We start from the raw sequence: 26,075 nt of genomic DNA, 5'->3' as shown, positions 1-26,075 counted from the left end.
AGCCGGGCCCGGGCCGGGGGGCCTGGACGTGCGTACGCAGGGTGAATCGCGGGACGGCGGCCCTCACGGCGCCGCCGGGCGCAAATCGTTTCTCCCTACAGTCGGGGGCCCGCCAGAATGACCTGATGACGTGGACCGTGACCCCCGAACGCTTCGACTCCCCCGATGCCGCCCTGCTGCGCCGGGACTACTACGACGAGGTGGCCAGCCGCTACTGGGACCGGCCCGCGACAGCCGAGGAGATCGACGAGGGGCTCACCGACGACGGCGCCGAGCTGCTCGTACCGCCGACCGGCGAGTTCGTCGTCGGCCGCTTCGGGGGCGGCGCGGCGGCCTGCGCGGGGCTGATCGTGGCGGAGGCGGGCATCGCGGAGCTGACCCGGGTCTACGTACGTCCGGAGGCGCGCGGCACGGGCGGCGGCGGGCTGCTGCTCGCGACCGTCGAGGGCCTGGCGCGGGCGGTCGGCGTACGGCAGATCCGGCTCGACACCCGCAACGACCTGGTCGAGGCGCGCGGGCTGTACGCCAAGCACGGCTACCGCGAGGTCCCGGCCTTCCACCGCCGCACGTACGCCGAGCACTGGTTCGCCAAGGAGCTGTGAGGCCGGTCGCGCCCGGCCCCGACGCCGAAGGGAACAGTCAGGCGGGCGGCTGGTGCGGGTGCCCGGCCGCGTGGTCCCGCTTGGGCGCCGGGCTGTGGGGGCGCTCCTTGCTCGACCCGCTGGTCTCCTCCGTCAGTTCGGACACCAGCGCGACCAGGTCGGTCGGCCGGTCCGGACCCCACCAGTCGCCCAGCAGCTCGGCCAGGGACTCCTCGCGGGCCTGCGAGAGCTTCACCACGGCCTCGGCGCCCGGTTCGGTGAGGACCATCTGCACCCCCACCCGGCGGGCCAGGCCGCGCTCCTCCAGCTGCCGGGCGGCGTCGCTGACCACCCGCAGCGGTACGGGGGCGACGTCGGCGAGCCGGGCGGGTTCGACGGTGCCGTGCCGTTTGATGCGCAGCAGCATCCAGCTCGCGGCCGGCAGCAGGTCGTAGCCGGCCTTCTCGGTGATCTTCACGTAGACCTCGCGGCGGCCCTCCCGGGTGGCGAGGACCGAGAGGGCGCGTGCGCATTCGTCGTACGAGGAACGCTCGACCGGGTTCGACGCCAGGGTCTCGGTGGTGTCGGGGGCCGTCACCGACCCGCGCAGCTTGTCCTCCTTGAGCAGCCAGGCGAAGAGGAAGGCGATCAGGACGACGGGGGCGGCGTACAGGAACACATCGGTGATCGACGTCGAGTACGCGTTGAGCACGGGCTGCTGGAGCACCGGTGGCAGCTGGCCGATGGCGCGCGGGTCGGCGGCCAGCCCCTTGGCGCTGACTCCGGGCGGCAGCGGCCGGTCGGCGAGCGCGGAGCCCAGCTTGTCGGTGAGCCGGCTGGTGAAGATGGTGCCGAAGATCGCGACACCGAACGAGGCGCCGATGGAGCGGAAGAAGGTGGCGCCCGAGGTCGCCACGCCGAGGTCCTGGTACGAGACGGCGTTCTGCACGACCAGGACCAGGACCTGCATCACCAGGCCGAGTCCCGCGCCGAAGACGAAGAAGTAGATGCTCATCTCCCAGGTGGGGCTGGTCTCCGTCAGCCGGTGCAGGAGCAGCAGGCCGACGGCGGTGATGCCGGTGCCGAGGATCGGGAAGACCTTCCAGCGGCCCGTACGGCTGACGAGCTGGCCGGACAGGGTCGAGGTGATGAGCAGGCCGAACACCATGGGGAGCATGTGGACGCCGGACATGGTCGGCGTGATGCCGTGCACCACCTGGAGGAACGTCGGCAAGTAGGTCATCGCGCCGAACATCGCGAAGCCGATGACGAAGCTGATCACCGCGACGAGACTGAAGGTCCTGATCCGGAACAGCTTCAGCGGCAGGACGGGCTCGGCCGCGCGCCGCTCCACGAACACGAAGGCGATGAGGAGCACCACGCTGAGTACGGCGAGGCCGATGATCTTCGCCGACCCCCAGGCCCAGGTGGTGCCGCCGAGCGAGGCGACGAGGACCAGACAGGTGGCGACGGAGGCGATGAGGAGGGTGCCGAGGTAGTCGATGGTGTGCTTCGTCCGGCGGACCGGGATGTGCAGCACGGCGGCGATCACGACGAGGGCGACGACACCGATGGGCAGGTTGATGTAGAAGACCCAGCGCCAGCTGAGGTGTTCGGTGAAGAAGCCGCCGAGAAGCGGTCCGAGGACGCTCGTCGCCCCGAACACGGCACCGAAGAGGCCCTGGTACTTGCCGCGTTCACGCGGGGGGACGAGGTCGCCGACGATCGCCATCGACAGCACCATCAGACCGCCGCCGCCGAGCCCCTGGAGGGCGCGGAAGCCGATCAGCTGCGGCATGTTCTGGGCGACGCCGCAGAGGGCCGAGCCGATCAGGAAGATGACGATGGCGATCTGGAAGAGCCTTTTGCGCCCGTACTGGTCGCCGAGCTTGCCCCAGAGCGGGGTCGCGGCGGTCGACGCCAGCAGATAGGCCGTGACCACCCACGACAGGTGCTCCAGACCTCCCAGGTCGCTGACGATCGTCGGCAGCGCGGTGGAGACGATCGTCTGGTCGAGTGCGGCGAGGAGCATGCCGAGAAGCAGCGCGCCGATCGCCACCAGAACCGACCGCGTGGAGCGTTCGGCGCCGGGGCCCTGCGCCGGAGGGCTCAACTGCTGGGCCATAGAACATCTCCTCGGATCCGCTGCTTCCCCCATCCTGTCCGTTCTGCCTCGTTATGGCCTGCCGAGGCACTCCATGATTGGGCTTCCCGGCGGCGGGCTGCATAATCGCAGGCAGTTCAAGGGGAGGGGACCCACAATGACCGGACATATATGCCCGGAGTGCGGTACGGACAACAGACCGGACACCGGCCCGGGCTGCGCCTGCGCGGCACGACCGGCCCACGGCGGCGCAGCCTTCACGCGGCAGCCCGCCGCACAGCACCACCTCAGCGACGAGGAGCGGGCCGCCGAGCAGCAGCGCATCACGGAGCAGCACCACGCCGAGCGCTCGGCGCAGATGGCGGCGGCGGAGGACTTCGATCCGCTGCGCATCCGGCCGTACGTGACGCTGGGCGGCGAGGACGCGGCGCAGGCCGCCGGCCCGTCGCAGGAGCAGGGACACACGCCGGGCGGGCAGCCGGGGGACGCCGCCACGACGATGCCGCTGTTCCTGGACCCGGCGGGCCCGGGCCCGCTGCCGGACGCGATGGCCCCGGGTCACCCGGAGGGCCCCGCCGGCACCGCACTCCTCATGACCGGCCCGGACCCCGTGCAGCCGCGCCGCCGGCGGCCCTTCGCGGCGCTGGTCGCGGGGGCGGCCGTCGTCACGGTGGTCGGCACGGCGGCCTTCGTCGGCGGGCTGTTCAACGGGGACGGGGACAAGGAGGCCGACCTGGACCAGGCGCTGCCCTCCACGGTGGCCAGCCTGCCCGAGGAGGGCGTCGAGCCGTCGCCCTCGGCATCCGCCTCCCCGTCGGCCTCGCGGTCGGCGTCCGGCTCGCCGTCCGCTTCGGCCTCGGGGTCCGCGTCCACTTCCGCGTCGCCGTCCACGTCCGCCTCGGCGTCCCGTTCCGCGTCGGCGTCGGCGTCCGCGTCACGGTCGGCCGCCGCGTCGTCCCCGGCGGCCACGGCGGGGAGCAGTAACCCTGCGGCGGTGGCGCCGCCCGCCCAGCCCCAGGGCGGCCCGACACTGAAGCTCGGGGACTCCGGCCCGGAGGTGGCCGAACTCCAGCGCAGGCTCCAGGAGGCCTGGGTGCTGGGGAACGGCCCTATCGACGACGAGTACTCGGAGCGGGTCAGGAATGCCGTGCGCGAGTACCAGATATGGAGAAACATCCAGGGCGACCCCGAGGGCGTCTACGGCCCGGCCACCCGGCGCGTACTGGAAGGCGCCACCTCGGGGCGGGGGCATCGCTGACCCACCCGGGGGCCGCCCCGGGGCCGGGATTGGCTTTCGCAGCCCGGTTTTTGTATCGTGGTGGAACAAAGTGGCCTCCGCGCGCACACCCTGACCGGCGAGCGGGGGCCACTTGTTCGCTTCCCCGCGGTTCTCCTTGCCGCTGTTCTCTTCCCCGCTGTTCTCTTCCCCGCGCCGCACCTCTCCCCGCGGCGTTCGCTTCCCCCCGCTCTGGAGCCCGCCCATGCCGGCCACCGCCCTCACCGCCCGCGCACTCCTCCTCGACATGGACGGCACTCTGGTGAACTCCGACGCCGTCGTGGAGCGCTGCTGGCGGCGCTGGGCGCTGCGCCAGGGTCTGGACCCGGAGGCGGCACTCAAGGTGGTCCACGGCCGGCAGGGTTACGCCACCATGGCGGTGCTCCTCCCGGACCGCCCGATGGAGGAGAACTACGCGGACAACCGGCTGATGCTCGCCGAGGAGACCGCCGACACCGACGGCGTCGTCCCGATCGGCGGCGCCCCCGCGTTCATGGACGCGATCGCCCCGCTCCCGCACGCCCTGGTCACCTCCGCCGACCTGGCTCTGGCCCGGGCCCGGATGACCGCGGCCGGGCTGCGGATGCCGGAGCTCCGCGTCACCGCCGAGAGCGTCGGCGCCAGCAAGCCGGACCCCGAGGGCTTCCTCAAGGGCGCGGCCGGACTCGGCTTCGCGCCGGCGGACTGCGTCGTCTTCGAGGACTCCGAGGCGGGCATCGCGGCCGGCCGGGCGGCGGGCATGCGCGTCGTGGGCGTGGGCCCGCGCGCGGCGGCGCTCTCCCCCGACGCCCACGTCGACGACCTGACGCGGATCCGGGTCGAAGCGGCGGCGGACGGCTCGGTCGTGCTGCACATCAACGAGCACTGACCAGCCACCCGTACAGGCCTCAGCGCCCCGCGTCCGCCCCCTTCACCGGGTCACGGTGCAGCCGCCCCCGCGCCACCAGTTCCAGCACGGTCGCGACGGCCGCGGCCTGTACGGCCATCAGCGCCACCAGCACGAACAGTTGTACGGCGCCCGCCTGTACCGGTGAGGCGCCACCCAGCAGCATGCCCACGAAGGCTCCGGGCAGCGTGACGAGCCCCACCGTGCGCGTCTGATCGAGCCCCGGCAGCAGCGCGTCCGACGCCGCGGGCCGGGCGATCTCCAGCCGTGCGTCCCGGTCCAGGAATCCGAGGGCCATCGCCGCCTCCACCTCCCCCCGCCGCGTGGTCAGTTCGTCGAGGGCCCGCCGGCCGCCGAGCACCGTCGCGGTCAGCGCTCCCCCGATGAGGATGCCCGTCACGGGGATCAGCGCGATGCCCCGGACGGGGACGAGGCCGGTGAGCAGCAGCACGAGGACCACCGGCGCGACCCCCACCCCGATCGGCACGGCCACCCACCGCCACGTGCGGTTTCCCGTGACGCGGCGGCCCGCGGTCCACACGGCCACCGCGTACATCAGGGCGATGAACGCGAACATCGGGGCCAGGGCGTGGACCACCCAGCCGATGAGCGAGGAGACCGCGGCGAGCTGGACAGCGGCCCGCAGCCCGGCCACGAGGATCTCGCGGGAGCGGCCGAGGGACGCGACCGAGGCGATCGCGGCGGCCGCCGCGAGCAGCAGCGCCAGGACGACGCCGAGCGTGATGTTGACCGGAAGCAGCACGCCGCCACCATAGGACCGCCGGCGCCCGGTCCCCCGCCACGACCCGGAATACCCGCGGCAGGTCGGCCCCGTTCCGGCCCACGCCCCACTCCACGGAACTGCCGCCCCCTCAGTTCCGTACGCCCGCGCACGCACTCCGGTACGCCCCCGCGACCCGAACCTCTTCGTCAGACCCCTTGATGTGACGTGCCCATGTCGCCACTCTGTTACCTGGCGCCCACCCCACGGAAACCTGGCGCCGCCACGATGGCCGGGCCGCTTCCCGAACGGGCCGTTCAACCACACCCCCACATCCAGGGAGTTCACATGTCACGTGTCTACGCGCGTCGCATAGCCGTACTCGCCGCCTCCGCCGCCCTCGCCGCGACCACCGGACTGCTCACGGCCCCCACCGCCCAGGCAGCCATGCCCACCCCTGTCTCGGCCTCCACCGCCCGCACGTATCTGGGTGAGCTGACCGTGAAGGCGGAGGGCTCGTCCACCGGATACAGCAGGGACAAGTTCCCCCACTGGATCACCCAGTCGGGCGCCTGCAACACCCGCGAGGTCGTCCTGAAGCGCGACGGAACGAACGTCTCGCAGGACTCCAGCTGCGCAGCCGTCAGCGGGAGTTGGTACTCGGAGTACGACGGCGCCACCTGGACCGCCGCATCCGACCTGGACATCGACCACATGGTCCCGCTCGCCGAGGCCTGGCGCTCGGGCGCCTCCGGCTGGACCACCGCCCAACGGCAGGCGTACGCCAACGACCTGACGCGCCCCCAGCTCATCGCCGTCACGGACAACGTCAACCAGTCCAAGAGCGACCAGGACCCCGCGACCTGGCTCCCCTCGCGCACCGCGTACAAGTGCACGTACGTACGCGCCTGGGTGCACGTGAAGCACTACTACGACCTGAGCGTCGACTCGGCCGAGAAGAGTGCCCTGCAGTCCGTACTCAACGGCTGCTGAGCACCCGGCGGCCGGGCCCTTGCCGGCCCGGCCGCCCCCGCCTCGCCGGCAGTACGGAGTCCCGCACCCCCTCTCTCCGGCGGTGCGGAGTCCCGCGTTCCGAGGGCGATTTCCGGTCGATCACCTTCCGGCGGCACGTACACGACGTCGCCAGGTTCTGCCGGCCGGCCGGAGGCGACCCCGCGCACACGCAGCAAAGTCGCGCATGACCCGACAGCCGCGAACGGCCATGGGCCGGGCGGGATACTTCCAGTCATCTCTTGTTGACCCACGCACAGTTGTGCGATAAATCAGCCGTCTCGTTGGGGGGGCTCCGGCCCGGAGACATCAGAGGTGCACGACGTACCGGCGGCAGCGGCATGCCCTGCAGCCGGTACGCCCCTTCGCACCCTCGACATCAACGGCTGAAGGAGTACGAACGAATGACCCGCACGACCATCGTTGCAGCCGCACTGCTCACCCTCGCCGTGGCCGTACCCACAGCCTCGGCGGTGGCAGCCGTGGACGCCTACGCCGGCGGTGCGCACGGCTGGTCTCCGGCCAAGAACGACCGCGGAATGATCGCCGTCAAGGACAACAGCAGCGACGGGGACCCGGTGAAGGCCGAGTACTACCGGCTCAGCAACGTGGGGTCGAAGAAGACCCTGTGGAACCACAGCGGCCCCGGCACCACCTCGTACTCGGCCGACGGGGGAGAAATCTACGAGTTCAAGGTCTGCGACGAGAACTACGGCGCACCGGACGACTGCTCGGGCTGGAAGTTCCCGTAGGGAGGAACACCTCACGGCACGACTGCCGCACCAGGCCGGCCAGGGCTGGTGCGGCACCCCCGTTTCCAGGGCCAACGAACAAGAGGCACGTTTCTGTGGACCGGAATGACCTGTCAGGACTCCATGTCAGCGACCTGCGTTACCGGGTCGGCGGGCGGACTCTCCTCGACGGCGTGGAACTGTCCGTGTCCCGGGGCGAGTCCGTCGCCGTGACCGGCCCGAGCGGGTCGGGCAAGTCGACCCTCCTCATGTGCGTCCTCGGCCTGATCAAACCGCAGGCAGGCAGCATCAGCGCGGCGGGCAAGGACCTCACCGGACTCGGATCCGCACAGCTCGCCCGGGCGCGCCGCGAAACGCTGAGCATGGTGTTCCAGTTCGGCGAACTCCTCCCCGAACTCAGCCCGGTGGAGAACGTCGCCCTGCCGGTCCTGCTCGACGGAGGACGCCACCAGGACGCGTACCGGCGGGCGGAGGAACTCCTCGGCGAGCTCGGTGTCCCCACCGGCTCCACCCCCACCGGCATGCTCTCCGGCGGCGAGCGCCAGCGGACCGCCGTCGCCCGCGCCCTGATCACCGAGCCCGCCGTCCTGCTCGCCGACGAACCGACCGGCGCCCTCGACCCGGACGCCAGGGAGTCCGTCGCCGCACACCTGTTCACCGCGGCCCGGGACCGGGGCTGCGCCCTGCTGGTCGTCACCCATGACCTCTCGGTGGCCGACCGCGCCGACCGGCGCCACGAACTGCGCGGCGGACTCCTGGCCGAAGCGCGAGCCCTCTGATGGGCGACCGGATCCGCACCGCGTCCACACTGCTCAGGATCGGGCTCGCCGCGGGCCGTTCCACGCCGGGCGACCGCCTGCGGTGGTGGGGCCTGCTCGGCGCCGCGGCCGCCGTCGCCTTCGTCGTCCTCGCGACCGTTGCCACGGTCGCGACCTTCGACGGCCGGGAGACCAGAGCGGACGCCAGGGGGCCGGTGGTCGCCTTCGGCGAGCACACCGACGCCCCTCTGCTGTACCGGCAGGGCGGCGACTCCGTCGGCGGCAGGCCCGTCTCCCTCGTCTTCGTGCGGCCGCTCACCGCCGACGCCCCGGTTCCCGCCGGCGTCACCCGCTGGCCGGAGCCGGGCGAGGTCCTGCTCTCTCCCGAACTCGTCCGCACCGGGGCCGGGGAGGGCGTCCTGACGCGCTACGGGCGGTTCGCCGGAACCATCGGCGCGGACGGCCTGGTCACTCCCTCCGAGCGGATCGCCTATGTCCGCGTACCGGATGACGCAGCCACGAACGATCGCCGATGGTGGCCCGTCTCCGCCTTCGGCAGCAATGGCGGAGCGACGGGAGAGATGGTCGACCAACCGGCCATCACCTCTCCCCTCCTCGCGCTGTGGGCCCTGACCGGACTGCCGGCCCTCGCCCTGGCCGTCGTCGCCGCGCGGGTCGGCTCCCGTACCCGCGACCGGCGCAGCGGGCTCCTCCAGGCGCTGGGCGGCACCTGGCGGCACCGCATGATCGTCAACATCGGCGAAGCGGCCGTCCCGGCCGCACTGGGCTCGCTCACCGCGCTCGTCCCGTACGTCGTCGCGTCCCTGCACAGCACACGCCTGGCGCCCACCGGATACCTCCTCGACCGCCGCGACGTGGCGGGCGCCTGGCCCATGGCACTCGCCGCGGTCGTGGTGTCCCTGCTGGTCGTGCTCGCCCTCGTGGTGGGCACGCACCGCGTCCGGCGGGACGGCATGTCCACCCGCCCCACCACCTTCGGGGACCGGGTTCCGGCATGGCGCCCGGCCCTGTGCGGTGCGGGCGTCGCCCTGGTCCTGACCAGTCAGTACGTGCCCCGCAAGGCGCAGCTCGTCGTCTTCACCTCCGGAACCGTCGTGATGTGGGCCTTCCTGTCCTCCGTCGTGGCCCTCCTCACCCGCCGCCTGGGTTCCTGGATCGCCGACAGCGGGAAGCGGAGGGGCCATCCGGGCCGTCTGATCGGCGGGCGATGGACGCACGCGCACCCCGGTGTGATCGTCCGCCTCGCGCTGGCGATGGTGATAGGCATCGGCATCGTCGCCCAGATGCAGGTGTGGACCAGCAGGCTGGGGGTTCACTCGCAAGCGGCCGTCGCCACGCACCAGCGGATCAAGGACACCGTGATCGAGGTGACCCCCAGCGGCATGACCCCGGCTCAGACCGACCGGTTCCGCTCCTCCCTGCCGACGGGATCGGCTCTGCTGACCCGTACGTTCCATGATCCCGGCCCGCCCGAGGAGCCGTGGATCACGGTCGGAGGGACCTGCCGCGATCTGCGCGTACTGCGCGTGGAGTGCGACGGCGGCGGGGCAGCACCCCCGGCAGGAAGCGGCGCGGCAACGCCCCCGGCAGGAAACGCCCAGGTCGAGGAAATGCACCGCTGGTACGGCGACTTCGACTTCGTCACCGTTCCCCGCATCGACGTGGCGGCGGACGGCACCCAGTCGTTCGTCGTCGTGACCGCCGCCGCCGGGCAGCTCGCCGCGGTGAAGCAGGCCGCCTTCACGCTCTCCAACCCTTCCGTCCAGGTGACGGCATTGGGAGGGGACTGGCTCGGGTCCTCGCGCTCCCGCCTGCCGAACTGGATTCAGCTCTTCGGCATCACGGGCGTCCTCTTCGTCCTCGTGGCCGGAGCGGTGAGCGCGGCGGCGGAGTTCGTCCGGATCCGCCACGCTCTCGCCCCGCTGTCCGTCCTGACCGGCCGCCGCCACGTGTTCCGGTCCGTGACCTCTTGGCACCTCACCGTGCCCCTGCTCATAGCGACGGTCCTCACCGGTGTGGTCACCGCCTGGCACTCGGTGTTCTTCATCGCGCTGGTGAAGGAGGGCTCCGTGTCCTGGACCGTCCTGGCAGCCGGTGTCTCCGCGTGTGCCGCGGTCTCCCTGACCGTCGGGCTCCTCGGCGCACGCGCGGCAGCCCGCGAGGCCGAACGGTGGAGGCCCGCCGCCGACTGAGGAGACGTCCGCCCCGGAACCGCCCCGCACTCCCCCGTCGTTCCGTACGGTACGAACCCGCCGTACGCATGCACCGTACGGAACCGCCCACCGGGACCGTCCGGTACGGAACGACGCGAGGAGCTTCACATGGCCGGGCTGCGCCTGGGACCACTGCTGCGGTACGTCGACTGGGAGACCGCCTCCACCGCAACCGTCTGGGTGGAGGCGGACCGGCCGTGCACGGCCGAAGTCCGGTGCGCGGACGGGGCGTCGGGCTCGTCCCGCACCTTCGCCGTCGCCGGTCACCACTACGCCCTGGTGGTGGTGACCGGCCTGACACCCGGCTCCACCACCGCCTACGAGGTACTGCTCGACGACCGCTCCGTGTGGCCGCCCGAGCAGTACCCGTTCCCGCCGAGCACGATCACCACTCCCTCGATACCCGGGGCGGCGGACGGCGGCAGGGAGGCCGGGCCGGGGACGGTGCGGGTGGCGTTCGGCTCCTGCCGCTGGGCGGCGCCGCCCGGCGGCGGTCATCTGCCTGGCCGGAGCGACCCCGTCGGACCGGACGCCCTGGACGCCCTCGCCGCCCGTCTCGCCGCCGACCCCGGTGCCGAACGCCCCGACGTGCTGCTGCTCCTGGGCGACCAGGTGTACGCGGACGAGACCTCGGAGGCGACCCGCCGCAGGCTGGCGGCCCGGCGTGATCTGGACGAGCCGCCGGGGGCGGAGGTGGCGGACTACGACGAGTACACCTGCCTGTACGACGAGTCGTGGCGCGACCCCGAGGTGCGGTGGCTGCTCTCGACGGTGCCCAGCTGCATGATCTTCGACGATCACGACGTCGTCGATGACTGGAACACCAGCGCCGCCTGGCTGGCCGGCATGCGCGCCACGTCCTGGTGGCACGAGCGGATCGTCAGCGGGCTGATGTCGTACTGGGTCTACCAGCACCTGGGCAACCTCTCCCCCGCCGAACTCGCCACCGACCCGCTCCACGCGGCCGTGCACGCCACCCCGGACGCCACGGAGGCGGTGCGCCGCTTCGCGGCCGGGGCCGCCGCCGACCCCACCCGCACCCGCTGGAGCTACCGACGCATTTTCGGCCGAGTACGGCTGCTCATGGTGGACAGCCGCGCGGCCCGGGTGCTCGACGAACAGCACCGGGCGATGCTCCACCCCCAGGAGGCCCAATGGCTGCGGGAGGAGGCCCTGTCCGCTCCCGGCTCCTGCGACCACCTCCTGATCGGCACCTCGCTGCCGTGGCTCTTGCCGCCCCTGATCCATGACGCCGAACAGTGGAGCGCCGCGCTGTGCCGGGGCGAGCGGGGCGGGGCCGACGGCCGGTGGGCGCGGGTCGGCGAGTACCTGCGACAGCGCTCCGACCTGGAGCATTGGGCGGCCTTCCCCGAATCGTTCGGGCAGCTGACGGAGCTGATCCGGGAGGTGGCCGAGGCGCCGGAGGCACCGGCGACGGTATGCGTGCTGTCGGGCGATGTGCATCACGCGTACATCGCGGAGCCCCTGCCTTCCGCTCCCTCCCCCGGTGGCACGCCGACGGCCCGCGTGCTGCAGCTGACCTGCTCTCCCGTGCACAACTCCATCCCCGCTCCGCTCAGGGCCGCCTTCCGTTTCGCCTGGAGCCGGGCGGGACGGCTGCTCGGCCGGCTGCTGGCGCGGCACGGACGCACCGGAACGCCGTCGATGCGGTGGCACAGGACGGACGGGCCGTGGTTCGGCAATCAGCTGATGACGCTCACGTTGAGTGGCCGGAAAGCCGCGCTGTCATTGGTTCAGGCCAAGTCGAGGAGGACAGGAACCGTGCTGGAGCAGGCATTCGACCGCACGCTGACCGATGATGCCCCGCCAACTTTCAGCCAGTCGACAAAACGTTGAACTTGCAAGTATTGGTGAGGTCTACCTAATCTGTGGCGCCCAGTCGGTTTACGTCCCCACCGGACCGAAGGAGCTCCCCACATGTACACACGCCTGAATCAGGCCCAGCCCTATGCCCTCGCGCTCTTCCGTATCGTCGTAGGACTGCTCTTCGCCTGCCACGGTGCTGCCTCGCTCTTCGGCGTACTCGGCGGCGCCATGGGCGGCGGGTCCATACCCGCCGGCACCTGGCCCGGCTGGTACGCGGCGGTCATCCAGCTCGTCGGCGGCAGCCTCGTCGTGCTGGGCCTCGGCACCCGTATCGCCGCTCTCCTCTCCTCCGGTTCCATGGCGTACGCGTACTTCAAGGTCCACCAGCCCGAGGCGCTCTTCCCCCTGGAGAACGGCGGCGAGCCCTCGGCCGTCTACGCCTGGGCCTTCCTGCTGCTCGTCTTCACCGGCCCCGGCGCCCTGGCCCTGGACCGGCTGTTCACCTCCCGCGCCACCGTGAAGGGCGACCAGGACCGCGCACCGGAGCCGAGCACCCCGGTCGCCGCCTGACCCGACCCCGCGCCCACCGCACGGGCCCGCGCCGACCGGGCCCCTCGCGAGACCTCGTGCACGACGGGCACCGCTCCCCGCCGTGCACGAGGTAGGGCAGCACGGGGAGCACGGGGAGCACGGGGAGCACGGGGAGCACGGGCAAGTGCTGCCCGTACCGGCAGTACTGGTGCGCGCGGTGCGTCTGTGACGCACGTGAGATGCCCAACATCGCGCATATATATGGATCTCCAGGTGAACGGCAGGCGTACGCTGTACAGCTGGCCCTGCCGCTCCTGCCGCTCCCCTGCGACGTCGCGGCGTTGTTACCGATCGGGGAGTAGAAGGTGCTCGAGAGTGTGGGTGCGCTGACCAGCAGCCCATGGATCTACGCCGTGGTCGCCCTCTCCGTGCTGCTGGACGTCTTCCTTCCCGTACTGCCCAGCGGGGTCCTCGTGATCACGGCCGCCACGGCCGCCGCCGCAGGCACCACCGGCGTGGCCGCCGACGCCGCCCGCCACGTGACCGAGGTGCCCTCGGTCTTCGCCCTGATCCTCTGCGCGGCCACCGCCTCGGTCCTCGGCGACCTCGCCGCGTACCGGCTGGCCTGGCGCGGCGGCGAGCGCCTGGACCGCGCCATCGCCCGCTCCCGTCGGCTCACCTCGGCGCACGAACGCCTCGGCGCCGCCCTGAGCCGCGGCGGCGGCGTCCTCGTCGTCATCGCACGCTTCGCGCCGGCCGGCCGCTCGGTCGTCTCGCTGGGCGCGGGCGCCTCCCACCGCAACGTGAAGGAATTCCTGCCGTGGTCCGCCGTGGCCGGCGTCGCCTGGGCGGGATACAGCGTGGGCCTCGGCTACTTCGGCGCCCACTGGCTCGGCGCGAGCTGGCTGGGCACGGCCCTCTCGGTCCTGGCCCTGTTCGTCGCGGGCGCGTTCGCCGCACTCCTGATGAAGCGCCCGGCAGCAGCCGCGGCCGCCGCCGCCTCCGCCCCGGTCCCTACGGCGTCCTGACACCACCCCGCACTTCCAGGCCGTCCAGCAGCCGGGCGGTCGCTTCGGCGATCTCGTCGACGGCCCGGTCGAAGACTTCCCTGTTGTGCGCGGCCGGGGCCCGGAAGCCGGACACCTTGCGGACGAACTGCAGGGATGCGGCGCGGATGTCGTCCTCGGTGGCCTCTTCGGGGAGGGCCGGCGGGCGGAGGGTCTTGATACTTCGGCACATGTCTCCAGTGTGAACCGTGCCACTGACAACGTCCCACCGCCGGCCGCGACCGCGACCCCGAGGTCAGATGACCGCCTTGGAGCGGTCCGTGCACAGCGCCCAGATCACGAAGGTGTCGATGGCGAGGGAGACCACGGCCCAGATGGGCTGGTAGGGCAGCCACATGAAGTTGGCGATCATGTTGAGCGCCGCAAGCCCCACACCGACCCCGCGTGCCCAGCCCGCACCCTTGAGGATGCCCCAGCCGACGACGGCGAGGATGATGCCGAGGACGAGGTGGATCCAGCCCCAGGCCGTCACGTTGAACTCGAAGACGTAGTTGCTGATCCGCGCGTAGACGTCGTCGGAGGCAATCCCGGCGATGCCCTTGATCGCCCCCAGTACCCCGTCGACCATCAGCAGAACGCCGGCGAACATGATCCCGCCGGCCGCCCAGGGGTTGATGCCCCCGGGATGGGACGGAGGCGGGGAAGAACTGCCCGGTGTGGGCGCGGTCTGTGCCATGAGGACTCCTCGGCCGGTGGAACTGAGCGTCAGACCGACCCTGCTCGGCGCGTTCGGGTGCGGCTACCCGACGCGGCCGAACGGGTGAGGGGTGGCGGGGCGTGACGGAGGGCTCGCACCTACGCGTCCCCGGGGCCCCGCGAAGCTGCGCAGCCGGGCCGCCGGGCCGCCGGGTGGCACCGGTCGGCGCAATCCCGCCGTCGCCGCGCACCCGGCCCCACTCCTCCTACCGCTTCAGCGCCCTGTACCGCTTCATGAGGGCGGTGATCGCTTCCCCGTTCGCGTCGCCGTTCAGCTCGCGCAGGAGGTCGTCGGGGCAGAGCTCGTAGTGGTCGCCCCACCACTTACGCCCCCGGTTGTCCCAGATCCGGTAGCCGCCCGGAACACCCCTGGCCACGTAACGCCGTTTACTCACCCTGCCCCCTTGTTCCCTGACCACCGCCCTGCCCCGCCTCGGGCAGGTGAAAGTCCGCAACCCACCATCTCCCATGGTCCGGGCCGGTGAAAGTCCGCCCCGACCTCTCCCGCGGCCCGGACCTCCGCGAGCCCCGTGCTCGGCGGAAATCCGCTCCCCTTCGAGTGCCCCGACCGCTAGCCTGCGACCACCACGTGATCCTCGAGGCAGGAGTTGGGATGCCCGGTCGCCGGAGCGCGCGCTGACGTCGTAGGTCGTGATCGACCCGTCATCGCGTGCTGCCTCCGTTCTGCGGCACAGCGAGCCTTCTCGCCCGAACCGCCGGTGCACTTACCGTGCCCGGCCGGCGAGCGTTGTCCTCCGCAGCTCAAGGGGTCTCTGTGCAACCGATGCCGTACACCCGAACCCTCACCGCCTCCACCCGCGTACGAGGTACGCGATGACAACGCCCGACATCAAACGGGCCGGGACTCCGCCGGCTCTGTGGCGGGACGCCGACTTCCGCCGGCTGTTCCTGGGCCAGACCGCGTCCCAGTTCGGGGCGCAGGCCACACAGGTCGTCCTGCCGCTGATCGCGGTGGTGTCGCTCGACGCGGGTCCCGGTCAACTCGGCGTGCTGCGTGCGGTGGAGCAGGCACCGATCCTGCTGCTCTCGCTCTTCGCGGGCGCGTGGGTGGACCGTCGGCGTGCCCGTTCGGTGATGGTGCTGGCGGACTGCGGCCGGGCCCTCGCGCTGGGGGCCGTCCCCGCCGCGTATCTGCTCGGCGTCCTCGGGTTGCCCGTACTGCTCGTGGTCGCGCTGCTCGTCGGCGTACTGAGCGTGTTCTTCGACGTGGCGTACCAGGCCTCGCTCGTACGACTGGTGGCACGAGACCGGTTGTTGCAGGGCAACAGTGCGCTGGAGGGCAGCAGATCGGCGGCGCAGATCGGCGGCCCGGCGCTCGGCGGCACGCTGGTGTCGCTGTTCTCGGGCCCGTTCGCCGTCGTCACCGGCGCGGTGTTCTTCGCGCTGTCGTCCGTGTCGATCCGGCGGATTCGCGGCCGGGAGCGGGTCCCCGCGCCGGCCACCGGCCCGGCGCGCATCGGGTCGCAGATCCTCGAAGGCCTCCGTTTCGTGGCCGGCAACGCCTCGCTGCGGGCGGTGGGGGTGGCCTCGGCCCTCTTCCAGTTCTGGTTCGCCGCGCTGATGACCGTCTACCTGCTCCACCTCCCGCGCGGACTGCACCTGTCGGGCACGGCTGTCGGCATGGCGCTCGCCGCGATGGGACCGGGCGCGGTCGTGGGGTCGCTGCTGGCGGCGAGGCTGCCGGGAAGATTCGGGTACGGCAAGGTGCTGGTGGTCTCGGCGGTCGTCGCGGACGGCGTGATGCTGTGCGTACCGGCGCTGCACGGCTCGACGGCCGGCACGCTCCCCGTACTCGTCGGCGTCAACTTCCTCTTCGGCGCCTTCGGCCAGTTGGTCAACGTCACGATGATGGCCGTGCGACAGGCCCTCACACCCGTGCGGATACAGGGCCGGGTCGTGGCGACGATCAACTTCGCCGGCATGGGCCTGACCCCGGTCGGTTCACTGCTGGGCGGCTTCCTGGCGGGTCACTGGGGGCTGCGTACGAGTCTGCTGGTGACCGCCGCCGCCCTCGCCCTGTCCCCGCTGTTCATGGCGTTCTCCCCGCTGGCACGCCTGGGCAGACACCTTCCGTACGAACAGCGGCCGGGTCCGCCGAGCGTCTGCCGGCCACAGGCGAGCGGCGCCCGTACGGCTCCGGAGCACTGAGACGCCCGAGGGTTGAGCGCCGTTCCGCGAGGCGGAGTTCAGCCCACCCGCCGAATCCGGTACACGTCGCGCACGCAGGCGTTGGCAAGGGTGGCGAGGAGGATGATCGCCGAGCACACCAGGAGAATCCGGTGGCTGCTCCAGTGCGCCGAAGCGACCGCGACCAGGAGGTACGCCACCGGGATGGCGATGCGCTCGCCGACGGCGTTGAACGCGCTGAGGCGTCCCAACTCGTCGTCGCGCACCTGCTGTTGCAAGATCGTGGACCAGGAGACGATCGCCACGTCCAGTCCGATGCCGGCGACGACGGCGGCCCCCAGCACCCAGGGCAGCGACAACCCCAGTCCCAGGGCGGCCAACGGCAGCATGATGCCCGAACTGGCCAGCACGCAGACCAGCATCAGCCGTCGCGGCTTCCAGACGAGGCAGACGACCGTCCCGGCCAGCAGCCCGGCGGCGAAGGCCCCCTGCACCAGCCCCCAGGAGCGGGCGCCGGAGAAGTCGTGGTCGGCGACGAGGGGACCGAGCAGTTGGAAGCCGGCCAGCCAGGCCGCGACCACGGCGGTCCCGGCTGCGGTGTAGCTCCAGAGCCAGCTCCGCGAACGGAATCCGGCCCAGCCGGTGCGGAGATCGGCCACGAGACCGGCTCCGGAGGGGACCGCCCCGGCGAGCCGGAGCCCGAGCAGGAGGAGGGCGGCGACACCGAAGGTGGCCGCGTCCCACCCCAGCGCCCAGGCGGGCCCGGTGAACGAGACGACGAACCCGCCGACGACCGGGCCGATGACCTTGACCGCGTTGCCGGGCACCCGGACCAGCGCGTTCGCCTGCTGAAGCTGCTCCTTCGGTACGAGCCGGCTCGCGACCCCCTGGGCCGCAGGCGCGATGAAGGCCGCCGACACCCCGGAAAGGCAGGCGCAGACGCTGATCGCGAAGGTCGTCGCCGACCCGGTCGCGACGAGTACGGCAACGGCGGCCTGGGCGGCGCCGGCGCCGAGGTTCCCCAGGAAGAGGATGCGGCTGCGGGACATCCGGTCCGCCAGCACGCCGCCCATGAGGAGGAAGACGAGGGTCGGCACGGTGTTCGCGGTGAGCACGATCCCGAGCGACCCGGCTCCCCCGCCCTGCCCGATCACGGCGAACGCCAGCGCCACGGGCGCCATCGCCGACCCGGTGGCCGAGACCAGATGAGCCAGCAGGAACCGCCGGAAGGCGGGGATCCGCAGGGGGGACGCGGCGGGGAGGGCCCCGCGTTCACGCTGGTCGACGGTCATCGCCCCGCCCCCTGCGCGGTGTCGCACGGGTGCGGCACGGGCCGCTCCGGAGCGGTGGGATGTCGATCGCGCCCTCGCCCCTGATGCATCCGGACAGGTTAAGGGCACCACCCCAGGAGGCGATACGAGATATCCCGCCACGGACGACGCGCGCGAGCGGTCACCACCGGCCCGGCCGGCCCGTCGGCCACCCGGCACCGTCAGGACGGAATGGTCAGGACGGAATGTAGTGCACGGCCGTCTGCTCGGCGTGCGGGGCGAGCAGTTCCTGCAGCTCCAGCGCTGCGGCCTCGAGGAGGTGCCCGTCGCGGGAGGCGTGCAGGGTTTCGAGGAGGAAGGCGACGTGGGCGGAGTCCTCGGTGACGCGGGTGCGGTGCGCGTCGCGGTGGTTCCAGTGCCGGGTCAGAACTCCGCCGGCGTCCGTGTAGATGATCTCGCCGGGCTTGGGGTTCTCGACGGTGTCGGGTTCGCCGAGCGGGGTGAACTCCTCGGTCCCGTCCGCGTATCGGATGTCGACGTCGCCGGTGACCTGGTCGAGGTCGAAGGCGCCCGCGGGCAGGCCGTGCCGTACGGAGACGGCGTTGTAGGAGTCGACGGGCGGGTTGATGCGCGGCAGGGCCCCCTTCTTGGCGAAGCGCCTGCCGAGCGCGTCGACGCTGGGGCGGGTGCGCCGGGGATTGGTGCCGAAGGAGCGGTAGGCGGTGTGCCACGCCTCGATGCGCGGGTCGGCCTCGTCGGCGGGCTGCCAGGTGCCGTCGGCGAGTTGCTGCTCCAGTTCCCCCAGGGCGGCGGCCGTGTCGGGCCAGTCCTCGCGCCCGCGCAGGCCGGTGGCGGTGACCACGGCGATACGGGTGTCGGGAAAGGCGTCGGCGACAGCGGGGGCAAGGCGGAATACGGTCATGAGCGAGGGCTCCGTTCCTTCGTACGTACGACGGTGGCGGGGGTGGTCAGGCGGCGGTCAGGCCTTCCACGGGCCCATGCGGTCCAGACGACGGCGCTGCTGGTCCGCGGTCGGGGCGTCGAGGCCCTTCCCGCGCCGGGTGAGGCTGTCGGCCACGGCCGTACGGTGCTCGACGGGTCTGTGGTCGTCGTACTTGAACTTGGCCATGACCTCCGTGACCTCCAGGCGCAGCCCGCGGATGCCGGACAGCATCCGGCCGTAAGGGGGCCGGTCGACGGCGACGGGGGCGTGGTCGCCGTCGGGCTGGAAGTGGGCGAGCTGGCGGCGCAGCAGCTCGGCCTTGTCCTCGGGGTCGTCGACGACGGTGGCGCGGCAGGTGAACTGCACGGCCGCGTAGTAGCTGGTCGGAACCCCGTCGGTGGGCGGAGTTCCGGGCTTGGCGCGCCAGGGGCCGGGGACGAAGGCGTAGTCGCCGATGACGGTGAAGGTGACGTTCGGATCGTGCGCGATCGCCTCCCAGACCGGGTTGGGCCGGGCGAAGTGGATCAGCAGGTGGCTGCCGTCGGTGGTGAAGTGGGTGGGAACGACAGCGGGTGGGCGGCCGGGCAGCCCGTTGACGCTGAGCTGTCCGAAGTCGTGGCCGCCGGCGATCCAGGTCTGCCATTCGGTTTCGTCCAGGGCGGCGTCCCAGGGCTGGATGAACATGCTGCTCCTAGTACGTGGTCGATGCTGCGGGCCGGCGGGCGGTCGGGCGAGGGCGATCCGGTGAGGGTGATCAGGCGGGGTGCTCAGGTGAGGGCGAGGAGGCCGACGGCAGCGGCGGCGGTGCCGAGCCCGACGAGCTGGCCGCGGTGGATGCGCTCGGCCAGCACGCTGCGGGCGAGCAGGACGGTACCGGCCGGGTAGAGGGCGGTGATGACGGCGACGACGGCGAGGTCTCCGCTGCGGGCGGCGAGCAGGAACAGCAGGTTCGCCACCGAGTCCAGTACACCGGCGGTGGCGGACATCGCATAGGCGGGCCGCTCGGTCCCCAGCCGGCGAAACATCAGCCCGGCGGCGCCGAGGGTGACGGCCGAGGAGACCGCCCTGCCGATGATCAGCGGGGCGACCCCGCTGTCGGACGGCGCCTGGTGCAGGAAGACCAGCTGGAGGGCGATGGCGGCGCCCGCTCCGAGCGCCAGCAGCAGCGCCGTACGCGAGGGCCGCACGGACCCCGAACCGTGCCCGGCACTGACCAGCACCACCGCGGCCAGGGCCAGCGGCAGCCCCACCAGTCCGGCGATGCCCAGGCGCTCCCCCTGGAGCAGGCCGACGCCGACGGGCAGCATGGCGGACACCAGGGCGGTCACGGGCGACAGCACGTTCATCGGGCCGATCGCCAGGGTCCTGTAGAGCAGCGCGAACGCGGCGGCCGACGCGACACCGGACGCCGCGCCCCAGCCCAGGGCCCCGGCAGTGAACGAGGCGCCGAGGAAAGGCCACAGCAGCAGCTCGACCACGAGGGAGGCCGGGGCCGCGATCATCACGGTGCGCAGCACATGGGCTTTACGGGCGCCGAGGCCGCCGAGGAAGTCGGCGCACCCGTAGGCGAGCGAGCTGCCCAGGGCCAGCAGCAGAGCAATCACGGGCACATCCTCGGGCACATCCCTTACCATTCAATGGAACGACCCAACGGTACAACAAACCGACCGCCTGGTGTCAACCAAACGACCGCACGGTGCATTCCAGTGGTCCCTCGCAAGGATGGTGCTCGGATGGCCGAGACGGACACAGCGCTGCGTACGCTCGCGCACAACGTCAGAGCGGCCCGCACCCGCGCCGGCCTCTCCCTCGACGAACTCGGCCGGCGAGCGCAGGTCAGCAAGGGCGCGCTGGTGGGGCTGGAGAAGGCCCAGGGCAACCCCAACTTCGCCACACTGGTCCGCCTGGCGGACACACTGGGCATCTCGGTGTCCGCACTGATGGAAGGACCGGCCGAAGGCCGCGTCCGCGTGGTGACGGCCGACGCCGTGACCCCTCTGTGGACCGGCCCGCGAGGCAGCGAGGCCAGGCTCATGCTGACGACCTCGGGCGCGGCTCCGGTCGAGGTCTGGCGCTGGCGGCTGGAACCGGACGAGGAATACCCCAGCCACCCGCACCAGGCCGGAGTCGTGGAAACGGTCAGTGTCACATCCGGCCGCATGACGCTGGTCGTCGACGACGCCGAGCATCACGTCGAGGCCGGCCAGACGGCCACGTTCGACGCCGACGCCCCCCACACGTACCGCGGCATCGGCCCCGAAGCCTGCCACTTGATCATGACGGTCCACCTGCCGCCCGGACCGGCTTCGGCTGCCTGACGGCTGATCCAGGAGCTCATGGGCTGCTGGAGTTCGGAGAGGAACGTGCCGAGGCCGTCAGGCGAGAGGCAGGTCTCCGACAGGTTGCGCGGCACCCGCAACCGTGGCTGAGCGCAACCCGGTTCGACCTGTCCCCCCCTCCCGGGGCGCCTCCCTGAGCCGCCCCGGGAATTACCTCTTCACGAGCCCTCTGTGAAGCGGACCGACCAGGCGTAACCGCTCAGGTTGTCGTGCGGAACCCGCTGGACCTCTCTGACCTGGCAACCGTCGTGGGCGTACTTGAGTGCGAACCGGTCGTGGCGCTGCGCGTCGGTGAGATCCTCCATGGACAGAGGCGCTCCGACAACGAGGTCTTCGTGAAGAACGTCGTCCGGGGCGGCTCCGTTCGAGCAGGCCGAGCAATGATGCGTTCTCGGTAGGGTCATGCGGCCAGTGTGCGCCCACCGGAGGCTCCGGCACGAACCCCGTCGCCCAAACCCGCCCGTGCCACCACAGTGAAACTCCTCAGCCCGTCCCAGAACGCGTACAGGCCGAGGCGGAACAGCGTGGGCGACTGCCTCCCGCCGCTCCCTCGTCGCATAGGTCCTGGTCCGCGAGGAGGACCGGACCGCCGGCAGTCAGGACGGCTGAACTCGGTCGAAGACGGCGAGGGCTTCCGAGGGGTCGGGGCTCACGAGGCGCTCCAGACCGGCCGTCGTGATGCTCGCCCACCTGCCGGCCCGTGCCCACATCCGTTCCTCGAAGGCGCGGACGACCTCGTCCAGTTCTTCGGGGCCGCCTGCAGTGACGAGGGACTCGGCGAGTTCGGCGCCTTCCAGCATCGCGAGGTTCGCACCCGCCCCCAGCGGGGGCATCAGATGGGCGGCGTCGCCCAGCAGCGTCACCCCCGGGGTATGAGCCCAGGTGTGGGACACGGGCAGCACGTGGAGGGGGCGGTGGACGAACGCGGTGCCGTGGCGGAGGAGGTCGAGGACGGGAGCGGCCCAGCCGTCGAACAGAGCCAGCAGACTCGATCGCACGGCCTCGGCATCGGCCAGGTCCAGGTCCAGGTCCGTGTGCCAGTCCAGCGGTGCGCGGAACTGGGCGTACACCTTGGCGTGGCCGCCGCTGTTGCGCTGGGCGACGAGCGCGCGGTTCACGCCGTACACAGCCACGGAACCGTCACCGATCAACCGGGCGAGATCGGGGTGGCGGGTGTCGACTTCGTCCAGGGAGGTCTCGAGATAGGTGACGCCGGTGTAGTGCGGCGTCACCGACGAGACTGCCGGGCGGACCCGGGACCAGGCGCCGTCCGCGCCGACGACGAGGTCGAACGCCTCCTGCCCCCCGTCCGCGAATTGGACCAGCACGCCACCCGTACCCTTCGGCACCACCTCCGTCACGGCCCGCCCCCACTGAACGTCCAGAGGGCCCAGCAGCAGGTCACGGAGTTGCGCACGGTCGATCTCGGGATTGGCCCGGTCATCCGGACGCGCCTGCCAGTCACGGAGGACGGTCCCGTCCGTGTCCAGGATGCGCATGGCCTGCCCCTCGGGACGGGACAGCGCCTGGAACTCCGCCAGCAGCCCCGCCTTGTCCAGCGCGAGCTGGCCCAGCCCTTCCTGCAGGTCCAGGGTGCCGCCCGGAGGGCGGGCGTCGGGGGCGGTATCGCGTTCGAAGACGGTGACGGGGTAACCGTGGCGGTGCAGGACGCGGGCGAGGGTAAGGCCGGCAGGACCGCTCCCGACCACTGCGATGCACTGTCTCATGTCGATACACTGTATTTCTCCATGCCGATGTATCGCAACAAGGATGTGGCCATGACCATCTGGGACCGGCCGGAGCCGCCGCCTCACCCCGTGCCGCTCGACCGGGAGCGCATCGTCGCCGCCGCCATCGCGCTGGCCGACGAGGGCGGGCTGAAGGCGGTGTCGTTGCGCAAGGTCGCTGCCCGGCTGAATGCCGGCCCGATGAGGCTGTACGGATACATCTCCACCAAGGAGGAGCTGTTCGACCTCATGATGGACGCGGTCCAGGCCGAGATCCTCCCCGAGGAGCAGTGCGATGAGTGGCGGGAGGCGTTGCGCGTCCTCGCCCGGCGCACCAGGCAGGCCGCTCTACGCCACGAATGGCTGGCCGACCTGCTCGGCGGCCGCCCGGCCCTGGGGCCGAACGGCCTCGCCGTGACAGAGGCCACGCTGGCCGCCCTCGACGGCCACGCCGGCATCGACACCGTCATGCGAGCCGTGGAGACCGTCAGCGCCTACTTCATCGGCGCGATCAGACGCGAGATCACGAACCTCCGGGCCGAGCGCGCCACGGGCCTGTCCAAGCACGACTGGCAGCGCGCCTCCGGCCCGCGCGTGACAGAACTGCTGGCCACCGGCCGCTTCCCGGGCCTGGCCAAGGTCGTGCACGACAGCACGGACGTGGACGCCGAGACGTCCTTCACGACCGGCCTGGACTGGGTCCTGGACGCAGTGGACGCCAAACTCACCTGCCCGCCGGCGTGACGCTCCGTAAAACCTCGAGCGAAGTTGCGATCACGGGCGGTCCGGCACGGCCCCCGGCACCGTCCGGTACGAGGCGGCCGCGCTCCCCCCTACTCCCCCACCGCGTAACCCGGCACCGATGGCCATCGAACCGTCAGCACCACCGATTCCTCCTCAGCGACCCACGAGTGGTCGACTCCGTGCCCCCACACGACGTAATCGCCCTGCTCCTCCAGAAGGACGCTGCGGCCGGGCAGTTCAACGCGGAAGCGGCCACTGATCAGGACCAGGAGAGCCGTGCGGTGTTCGCCCTTCACCCGCTGCAGGCGTTCGTCGCCACGCGGGTGGACACCCCACTTGATCTCCACATCCTCGCTGTGGCGCGGGTCGCCTGCCTCCTTGAAGTGCCCGAGGAGCCACCCCCGGTCCAGTGCCGCATCCTTGCCCGCCTTGCCCACATACACGCTGTCGTTCACGAGGCCGGAGGCTAGCAGTTGGTAGCGGGCCTGGCAGCGACGACTGAGTGCACATCCGCGACCGGCACGCTCCCTCCCTCCCTCCCTCCCTCCCTCTCGAGTACCTCAAGCAGTGGGACGGAAAGGTGTACGGGTCCGGCTGCGACCGTAGTTCGCAAGCGCGTGGAAGGCGGCTTTGGGCTCCCACGGCAGACCCGGGAACGCGGTACCGATGCGGCCTCCGCCGAGGACCTTGACCACACCGAAGGACGCCTTGTCGAAGTCGTGGTCGGCGTCATCATCATCGTCGACGTGAGGAAGGTCGTAGCGGGCGAAGGTGTTGACGAAGGCCGCGTCGATGGCGGATTCGTCGAAGACGTCGATGAGTTCACGCAGGTAGCCGGCTTGCTCCTGTTCATCACGCGCGACGGGACGAGTAAATCCCACCGGGCGGGCGCGGTCGTCCCACGTGATGACGGCATCTCCGCGACCACCGACCTCTGCGGCCCCGCGGTAGGTGGTGCAGCCGAACTCGGTGACGGCGGCCGGCTTGCCGTGTGCGGTCAGTGCCCGCAGGCCGTCGGCGAGCCCGGCGGCGGTCTGTGCGTCTCGGTAGCCGGCGTCGGTGGCGACTATGTCGAACGGCACCCAGTCGACGCCCTCGAACGGGAGTGAGGCGTACCCGATCCGGCCGCCGAACCGGGAACGCACCGCAGCGACCGCCTCGCCGAGGAAGGCGTTGACCTGAGCGGGCAGCCCGGGCAACGCGGCTCGCAGCCTCTGCGGGTCGGTGAGGACGGCTGCGCGTTCCTCGAACGTGTCACCCGGGAGCAGGCCGACGGTGAAGAGCGAAATCTCCGAGCCGGTGAGGAAGACGACCTCGGCGCCTTCGCTCCGCAGCCGTTCGGCGCGCTCGGCGCTGTCAGTGAGGAAGTCGAGGAGTTCTCGGGTGGTGAGGCCGTTGGTGAACGGCGAATACCACACCTCCAGTTGAACGTCGGCCGCGTACCGGGCGGCGGTCTCGAGCCGGTCGCGGTCGCCGCCGGTGACGCGTACGGCGTCACAGCCCAGCTCGTTGCGGATGATCTGCATCTCGCGACGGACGACGGCGTGGTCGAAAGGCTCGCGGGTGGAGGTTCCCGCGGTGGTGAAGCCGGTGTCGTAGGTGATACCGAAGGTGCGCACGACGGGGTACTCTCCTCACGCTCTACGGTACACGCCGTACCGAATGAGGTACGCACCGTACCTTAGACACAGCTGGACACGGAATACATGACGCATTAGAGAGTACGATGCGTACCGTAGATCAGCTGGGCGGGGCGAGGGAGAACAGCCGGTGGCACGAGCGAAGGAACCGCGGCGGACCGCGGCGACACGGCGACATGGGGCCGAGCTGGAGGAGGCCATCCTGCACGCGGCTGCCGAGGTACTGAAGGAGTCCGGTGTCCCGGCACTGACGATGGACGAGGTGGCCCGGCGGGCCGGGACGAACAAGAACGCGCTGTACCGGCGTTGGCCCAACCGCGTCGCGCTCGGCGTGGCGGCCTACCGCCGACTGGCTGCGGCCGAGACCACGTTGCCGGACACCGGATCGCTGCGCGGCGACACCCTGGAGATGCTGCGGCGCGCGAACAGTACCTGGTCATCACGGTACGGGGAGATCCTGCGCGGCCTGATCGCGGCGGCCGGCAGCACTCCGGAACTCCTGGCCCAGCTGCGCGATCCGGCGGCGGACAGCGCGCACGAGGCGGCCTGGCTGACCTCGCTCGGCCGGGCGGTGGCCCGCGGCGACGCCACGCCAGAGGCACTGCACCCCCGAGTCGCGTACACACCCATGGCGCTGCTGCGCAACGAGTACGTGATGCTCGGAATCCCCGCCGTACCCGACGCCGTCCTCGTAGAGATCGTCGACGAGGTCTTTTTGCCACTGGTCCACGGACGGGACCCGCGCCAGTCGTGAGATCACACAGCGGGAAGGAGGCTGCGGCGCAGGGCCATCACCACGCACTGGTGGAGCCGGCGAGT

Annotated in this window: 27 protein-coding genes; 14 read left to right on the top strand and 13 right to left on the bottom strand. The window is 71.6% G+C overall.

The window, feature by feature from the left end:
* The first annotated feature begins 125 nt into the window (after positions 1 to 125).
* Entirely contained in the window at positions 126 to 602 is a 477-nt protein-coding gene (locus ACIBJG_RS05925; RefSeq protein WP_399304326.1) for a GNAT family N-acetyltransferase, read from the top strand.
* Between the two features lie 37 nt (positions 603 to 639).
* Here ACIBJG_RS05925 and ACIBJG_RS05920 read toward each other — a convergent pair whose 3' ends face one another.
* Positions 640 to 2,706 carry a DHA2 family efflux MFS transporter permease subunit gene (locus ACIBJG_RS05920; RefSeq protein WP_399304324.1) on the bottom strand — a complete coding sequence of 689 codons (2,067 nt, stop codon included), beginning with the start codon at positions 2,704 to 2,706 and terminating at the stop codon, positions 640 to 642.
* Between the two features lie 136 nt (positions 2,707 to 2,842).
* Between ACIBJG_RS05920 and ACIBJG_RS05915 the strand changes: the two genes are divergently transcribed.
* Positions 2,843 to 3,943 carry a peptidoglycan-binding protein gene (locus tag ACIBJG_RS05915; protein ID WP_399304322.1) on the top strand — a complete coding sequence of 367 codons (1,101 nt, stop codon included), beginning with the start codon at positions 2,843 to 2,845 and terminating at the stop codon, positions 3,941 to 3,943.
* 223 nt (positions 3,944 to 4,166) lie between these two features.
* Positions 4,167 to 4,829, top strand: a complete 663-nt coding sequence (locus ACIBJG_RS05910; protein WP_399304320.1) for an HAD-IA family hydrolase — start codon at positions 4,167 to 4,169, stop codon at positions 4,827 to 4,829.
* Between the two features lie 19 nt (positions 4,830 to 4,848).
* On the opposite strand, the gene ACIBJG_RS05905 is transcribed toward ACIBJG_RS05910, so the two are convergent.
* A complete protein-coding gene (locus ACIBJG_RS05905) occupies positions 4,849 to 5,610 on the bottom strand; it encodes an ABC transporter permease (protein WP_399304318.1) in 762 nt (253 codons plus the stop codon).
* 306 nt (positions 5,611 to 5,916) lie between these two features.
* Between ACIBJG_RS05905 and ACIBJG_RS05900 the strand changes: the two genes are divergently transcribed.
* The 7 genes from ACIBJG_RS05900 to ACIBJG_RS05870 all read left to right on the top strand — a co-directional run bounded on the left by ACIBJG_RS05900 (position 5,917) and on the right by ACIBJG_RS05870 (position 13,709).
* On the top strand, positions 5,917 to 6,561 hold the full coding sequence (locus ACIBJG_RS05900) for an HNH endonuclease family protein (protein WP_399304316.1): 645 nt from the start codon (positions 5,917 to 5,919) through the stop codon (positions 6,559 to 6,561).
* Between the two features lie 422 nt (positions 6,562 to 6,983).
* Complete coding sequence (locus ACIBJG_RS05895) at positions 6,984 to 7,331, top strand: hypothetical protein (protein WP_399304314.1); 348 nt, start codon at positions 6,984 to 6,986, stop codon at positions 7,329 to 7,331.
* Positions 7,332 to 7,426: 95 nt separating this feature from the next.
* Positions 7,427 to 8,110, top strand: a complete 684-nt coding sequence (locus tag ACIBJG_RS05890; protein WP_399304312.1) for an ABC transporter ATP-binding protein — start codon at positions 7,427 to 7,429, stop codon at positions 8,108 to 8,110.
* Positions 8,110 to 10,302: a permease gene (locus ACIBJG_RS05885; protein ID WP_399304310.1), complete on the top strand. Its 2,193-nt coding sequence runs from the start codon at positions 8,110 to 8,112 to the stop codon at positions 10,300 to 10,302. The genes ACIBJG_RS05890 and ACIBJG_RS05885 overlap by 1 nt, the downstream gene beginning before the upstream one ends.
* 129 nt (positions 10,303 to 10,431) lie before the next feature.
* A complete protein-coding gene (locus ACIBJG_RS05880) occupies positions 10,432 to 12,180 on the top strand; it encodes an alkaline phosphatase D family protein (protein WP_399304308.1) in 1,749 nt (582 codons plus the stop codon).
* Between the two features lie 81 nt (positions 12,181 to 12,261).
* The gene (locus ACIBJG_RS05875) at positions 12,262 to 12,720 is read left to right on the top strand and encodes a DoxX family protein (RefSeq protein ID WP_399304306.1); all 459 of its coding nucleotides are present in this window, start codon (positions 12,262 to 12,264) and stop codon (positions 12,718 to 12,720) included.
* A 326-nt stretch (positions 12,721 to 13,046) separates the two neighbouring features.
* On the top strand, positions 13,047 to 13,709 hold the full coding sequence (locus tag ACIBJG_RS05870; RefSeq protein WP_399304304.1) for a DedA family protein: 663 nt from the start codon (positions 13,047 to 13,049) through the stop codon (positions 13,707 to 13,709).
* Here the strand turns inward: ACIBJG_RS05870 and ACIBJG_RS05865 are convergent.
* The 3 genes from ACIBJG_RS05865 to ACIBJG_RS05855 all read right to left on the bottom strand — a co-directional run bounded on the left by ACIBJG_RS05865 (position 13,696) and on the right by ACIBJG_RS05855 (position 14,839).
* On the bottom strand, positions 13,696 to 13,920 hold the full coding sequence (locus ACIBJG_RS05865) for a DUF2277 domain-containing protein (RefSeq protein WP_399304302.1): 225 nt from the start codon (positions 13,918 to 13,920) through the stop codon (positions 13,696 to 13,698). The two genes, ACIBJG_RS05870 and ACIBJG_RS05865, sit on opposite strands and share 14 nt — an antisense overlap.
* Positions 13,921 to 13,983: 63 nt before the next feature.
* Positions 13,984 to 14,424: a hypothetical protein gene (locus ACIBJG_RS05860; protein WP_399304300.1), complete on the bottom strand. Its 441-nt coding sequence runs from the start codon at positions 14,422 to 14,424 to the stop codon at positions 13,984 to 13,986.
* Positions 14,425 to 14,650: 226 nt separating this feature from the next.
* A complete protein-coding gene (locus tag ACIBJG_RS05855; RefSeq protein ID WP_399304298.1) occupies positions 14,651 to 14,839 on the bottom strand; it encodes a hypothetical protein in 189 nt (62 codons plus the stop codon).
* Positions 14,840 to 15,278: 439 nt separating this feature from the next.
* Between ACIBJG_RS05855 and ACIBJG_RS05850 the strand changes: the two genes are divergently transcribed.
* Positions 15,279 to 16,613: an MFS transporter gene (locus tag ACIBJG_RS05850; RefSeq protein ID WP_399304296.1), complete on the top strand. Its 1,335-nt coding sequence runs from the start codon at positions 15,279 to 15,281 to the stop codon at positions 16,611 to 16,613.
* A gap of 38 nt (positions 16,614 to 16,651) precedes the next feature.
* Here ACIBJG_RS05850 and ACIBJG_RS05845 read toward each other — a convergent pair whose 3' ends face one another.
* From ACIBJG_RS05845 to ACIBJG_RS05830, 4 genes are all read right to left on the bottom strand, one after another.
* A complete protein-coding gene (locus ACIBJG_RS05845; RefSeq protein WP_399304294.1) occupies positions 16,652 to 17,884 on the bottom strand; it encodes an MFS transporter in 1,233 nt (410 codons plus the stop codon).
* A gap of 214 nt (positions 17,885 to 18,098) precedes the next feature.
* The gene (locus ACIBJG_RS05840; protein WP_399304292.1) at positions 18,099 to 18,785 is read right to left on the bottom strand and encodes a B3/4 domain-containing protein; all 687 of its coding nucleotides are present in this window, start codon (positions 18,783 to 18,785) and stop codon (positions 18,099 to 18,101) included.
* 57 nt (positions 18,786 to 18,842) lie between these two features.
* Entirely contained in the window at positions 18,843 to 19,490 is a 648-nt protein-coding gene (locus ACIBJG_RS05835; protein WP_399304290.1) for an FMN-binding negative transcriptional regulator, read from the bottom strand.
* A gap of 83 nt (positions 19,491 to 19,573) precedes the next feature.
* Positions 19,574 to 20,410: an EamA family transporter gene (locus tag ACIBJG_RS05830; protein ID WP_399304288.1), complete on the bottom strand. Its 837-nt coding sequence runs from the start codon at positions 20,408 to 20,410 to the stop codon at positions 19,574 to 19,576.
* Between the two features lie 129 nt (positions 20,411 to 20,539).
* Between ACIBJG_RS05830 and ACIBJG_RS05825 the strand changes: the two genes are divergently transcribed.
* On the top strand, positions 20,540 to 21,124 hold the full coding sequence (locus ACIBJG_RS05825; protein ID WP_399304286.1) for a helix-turn-helix domain-containing protein: 585 nt from the start codon (positions 20,540 to 20,542) through the stop codon (positions 21,122 to 21,124).
* Between the two features lie 179 nt (positions 21,125 to 21,303).
* Here the strand turns inward: ACIBJG_RS05825 and ACIBJG_RS05820 are convergent, their stop codons facing one another.
* Positions 21,304 to 21,450: a hypothetical protein gene (locus tag ACIBJG_RS05820; RefSeq protein WP_399304284.1), complete on the bottom strand. Its 147-nt coding sequence runs from the start codon at positions 21,448 to 21,450 to the stop codon at positions 21,304 to 21,306.
* A gap of 291 nt (positions 21,451 to 21,741) precedes the next feature.
* Positions 21,742 to 22,872, bottom strand: coding sequence for an FAD-dependent oxidoreductase (locus tag ACIBJG_RS05815; protein WP_399304282.1), 1,131 nt, complete (start codon positions 22,870 to 22,872; stop codon positions 21,742 to 21,744).
* 51 nt (positions 22,873 to 22,923) lie between these two features.
* On the opposite strand from ACIBJG_RS05815, the gene ACIBJG_RS05810 reads away from it, so the two are divergent.
* On the top strand, positions 22,924 to 23,616 hold the full coding sequence (locus tag ACIBJG_RS05810) for a TetR/AcrR family transcriptional regulator (RefSeq protein WP_399304280.1): 693 nt from the start codon (positions 22,924 to 22,926) through the stop codon (positions 23,614 to 23,616).
* An 89-nt stretch (positions 23,617 to 23,705) separates the two neighbouring features.
* Here ACIBJG_RS05810 and ACIBJG_RS05805 read toward each other — a convergent pair whose 3' ends face one another.
* Together ACIBJG_RS05805 and ACIBJG_RS05800 are read right to left on the bottom strand one after the other, a co-directional pair.
* Positions 23,706 to 24,071 carry a signal peptidase I gene (locus ACIBJG_RS05805; RefSeq protein WP_399304278.1) on the bottom strand — a complete coding sequence of 122 codons (366 nt, stop codon included), beginning with the start codon at positions 24,069 to 24,071 and terminating at the stop codon, positions 23,706 to 23,708.
* A gap of 105 nt (positions 24,072 to 24,176) precedes the next feature.
* Positions 24,177 to 25,235 (bottom strand): hypothetical protein, encoded by a 1,059-nt coding sequence (locus ACIBJG_RS05800; RefSeq protein ID WP_399304276.1) that lies wholly within the window; start codon positions 25,233 to 25,235, stop codon positions 24,177 to 24,179.
* Between the two features lie 151 nt (positions 25,236 to 25,386).
* On the opposite strand from ACIBJG_RS05800, the gene ACIBJG_RS05795 reads away from it, so the two are divergent.
* The gene (locus tag ACIBJG_RS05795; RefSeq protein WP_399304274.1) at positions 25,387 to 26,010 is read left to right on the top strand and encodes a TetR/AcrR family transcriptional regulator; all 624 of its coding nucleotides are present in this window, start codon (positions 25,387 to 25,389) and stop codon (positions 26,008 to 26,010) included.
* Positions 26,011 to 26,075: the final 65 nt, after the last annotated feature.

The sequence above is a fragment of the Streptomyces sp. NPDC050422 genome (assembly GCF_044458665.1).
In the GTDB taxonomy this organism is placed as follows: domain Bacteria; phylum Actinomycetota; class Actinomycetes; order Streptomycetales; family Streptomycetaceae; genus Streptomyces.
This window is presented reverse-complemented; position numbering and strand designations above follow the sequence as displayed.

What these genes read in the sequence shown, in the direction of transcription:
- ACIBJG_RS05835 (WP_399304290.1), bottom strand. Translation starts at nt 19,490, where the DNA reads ATGTTCATCCAGCCCTGGGACGCCGCCCTGGACGAAACCGAATGGCAG.
- ACIBJG_RS05900 (WP_399304316.1), top strand. Translation starts at nt 5,917, where the DNA reads ATGTCACGTGTCTACGCGCGTCGCATAGCCGTACTCGCCGCCTCCGCC.
- ACIBJG_RS05810 (WP_399304280.1), top strand. Translation starts at nt 22,924, where the DNA reads ATGACCATCTGGGACCGGCCGGAGCCGCCGCCTCACCCCGTGCCGCTC.
- ACIBJG_RS05895 (WP_399304314.1), top strand. Translation starts at nt 6,984, where the DNA reads ATGACCCGCACGACCATCGTTGCAGCCGCACTGCTCACCCTCGCCGTG.
- ACIBJG_RS05840 (WP_399304292.1), bottom strand. Translation starts at nt 18,785, where the DNA reads ATGACCGTATTCCGCCTTGCCCCCGCTGTCGCCGACGCCTTTCCCGAC.
- ACIBJG_RS05885 (WP_399304310.1), top strand. Translation starts at nt 8,110, where the DNA reads ATGGGCGACCGGATCCGCACCGCGTCCACACTGCTCAGGATCGGGCTC.
- ACIBJG_RS05925 (WP_399304326.1), top strand. Translation starts at nt 126, where the DNA reads ATGACGTGGACCGTGACCCCCGAACGCTTCGACTCCCCCGATGCCGCC.
- ACIBJG_RS05860 (WP_399304300.1), bottom strand. Translation starts at nt 14,424, where the DNA reads ATGGCACAGACCGCGCCCACACCGGGCAGTTCTTCCCCGCCTCCGTCC.
- ACIBJG_RS05920 (WP_399304324.1), bottom strand. Translation starts at nt 2,706, where the DNA reads ATGGCCCAGCAGTTGAGCCCTCCGGCGCAGGGCCCCGGCGCCGAACGC.
- ACIBJG_RS05880 (WP_399304308.1), top strand. Translation starts at nt 10,432, where the DNA reads ATGGCCGGGCTGCGCCTGGGACCACTGCTGCGGTACGTCGACTGGGAG.
- ACIBJG_RS05850 (WP_399304296.1), top strand. Translation starts at nt 15,279, where the DNA reads ATGACAACGCCCGACATCAAACGGGCCGGGACTCCGCCGGCTCTGTGG.
- ACIBJG_RS05815 (WP_399304282.1), bottom strand. Translation starts at nt 22,872, where the DNA reads ATGAGACAGTGCATCGCAGTGGTCGGGAGCGGTCCTGCCGGCCTTACC.
- ACIBJG_RS05825 (WP_399304286.1), top strand. Translation starts at nt 20,540, where the DNA reads ATGGCCGAGACGGACACAGCGCTGCGTACGCTCGCGCACAACGTCAGA.
- ACIBJG_RS05845 (WP_399304294.1), bottom strand. Translation starts at nt 17,884, where the DNA reads ATGACCGTCGACCAGCGTGAACGCGGGGCCCTCCCCGCCGCGTCCCCC.
- ACIBJG_RS05820 (WP_399304284.1), bottom strand. Translation starts at nt 21,450, where the DNA reads ATGGAGGATCTCACCGACGCGCAGCGCCACGACCGGTTCGCACTCAAG.
- ACIBJG_RS05875 (WP_399304306.1), top strand. Translation starts at nt 12,262, where the DNA reads ATGTACACACGCCTGAATCAGGCCCAGCCCTATGCCCTCGCGCTCTTC.
- ACIBJG_RS05865 (WP_399304302.1), bottom strand. Translation starts at nt 13,920, where the DNA reads ATGTGCCGAAGTATCAAGACCCTCCGCCCGCCGGCCCTCCCCGAAGAG.
- ACIBJG_RS05915 (WP_399304322.1), top strand. Translation starts at nt 2,843, where the DNA reads ATGACCGGACATATATGCCCGGAGTGCGGTACGGACAACAGACCGGAC.
- ACIBJG_RS05910 (WP_399304320.1), top strand. Translation starts at nt 4,167, where the DNA reads ATGCCGGCCACCGCCCTCACCGCCCGCGCACTCCTCCTCGACATGGAC.